The organism is Helicobacter suis (genome assembly GCF_902196125.1).
Lineage (GTDB): Bacteria > Campylobacterota > Campylobacteria > Campylobacterales > Helicobacteraceae > Helicobacter > Helicobacter suis_B.
In genome coordinates, this window is the sequence record NZ_CABIKG010000058.1 from 1 (window position 1) to 769 (window position 769).

The 769-nt window shown below is 41.1% G+C and carries 2 protein-coding genes; both read right to left on the minus strand.

The window, feature by feature from the left end; all coding sequences use genetic code 11:
- Positions 1-279 precede the first annotated feature (279 nt).
- A complete protein-coding gene (locus tag G6Q00_RS08285) occupies positions 280-486 on the minus strand; it encodes a hypothetical protein (protein ID WP_163532745.1) in 207 nt (68 codons plus the stop codon).
- A partial coding sequence (locus G6Q00_RS08290) for a polymorphic toxin type 50 domain-containing protein (RefSeq protein ID WP_163532761.1) occupies positions 479-769 on the minus strand: 291 nt, incomplete at its 5' end. The genes G6Q00_RS08290 and G6Q00_RS08285, both read right to left, overlap by 8 nt.

Below are 769 nucleotides of genomic sequence, written 5' to 3' on the forward strand. Positions count from 1 at the left end.
GCGCTTGAGTGGGCGCGCTAGTGTTATCAACTTGAGTAGCTGGAGTTTGTGCCACTTCAGGGGCGTTTGTTTGCGGATTAACAAACTTAACAAGCCGCCCCCGCATAACATTAAGCCCACTAATGCGATCATCTAATTTTTTAAGAGCTGTAGAAAAATCCATTTTTAACCTTGCTTTTTTGAATGGATTTTATATTAGGTTTTGATCAGAAAATGCGCGAATAGGTTGATGAAAGCAAGATTTTAGAATTATTAGATCAAGTGGCGGGGGTGTTGTAGTTATTCTGTCTCATCTTGTATATCTTGAATTTCTGAAGGCCTTAACCCATAAAACACCCCGCTATAAGCTACATTTATATAATCTTCCTCTTCCCCGTTCCCCGGAGACCAACTAAAATATCTAATGCGCGCACCCCTCCAAATACTGCCGTCTTTAAAAATAATCTTAACTTGATCTTTATAACTCCCGTAATCTCTATTAATCATGTTCACCTTTCAGCGCGACTGGCACAATATGAAAGCCTTTTTTATTGAAATGTAGCTTACTTTTATACACCTTAACCGGGGCTTTTGATTTATCAAAAAATGGCACAACCACCCCCTCAAAATCAGGGTGGCTAATAATGCCGTGTTTATCCCACTTGCCTTTTTTGTCTAAATCAATTTTTAGGCTCTCCTTTATCCACCCCCTAACCTCCTCAATACTTGGCGCTTTAGTGTAGTAACTGCGCCCCTCAGTGTAGCCCGGAGTGCCTAGTACATGGCGCTC